The 248-nt window shown below is 66.5% G+C and carries 1 pseudogene; it reads left to right on the top strand.

Features of this window, described 5'->3' with window-relative positions:
• Positions 1–15: 15 nt before the first annotated feature.
• Positions 16–248: pseudogene (locus ACQG3P_RS21295) on the top strand (acyltransferase); the annotation flags it as partial.

Raw genomic sequence — 248 nt, 5'->3', positions numbered from 1 at the left:
CTTGGGAGTGATGGCTTGAACAACCGAAGGCCGCTGCTGCCGGCCGTGCCGCCCAGCATGCCGCAGGTCCACCCGAACCGCTTCCTGCGCTGGCTGGCACGCTGCACCCTGCGCCTGGGCGGCTGGAAAGTCACCGGCACCTTCCCTGACGTGCCCAAGCTGGTCTTCATCGTCGCCCCGCACTCCTCCAACTGGGACGGCTTCTGGGGCATGGGGTCCAAGATCTCGCTTGGCATGCAGGTCAAGGT

The sequence above is a fragment of the Stenotrophomonas sp. SrG genome (assembly GCF_050031795.1).
Lineage (GTDB): Bacteria > Pseudomonadota > Gammaproteobacteria > Xanthomonadales > Xanthomonadaceae > Stenotrophomonas > Stenotrophomonas rhizophila_A.
The sequence above is the reverse complement of the archived record's forward strand: the minus strand, read 5'-3'. Positions and strand labels throughout refer to the sequence as shown.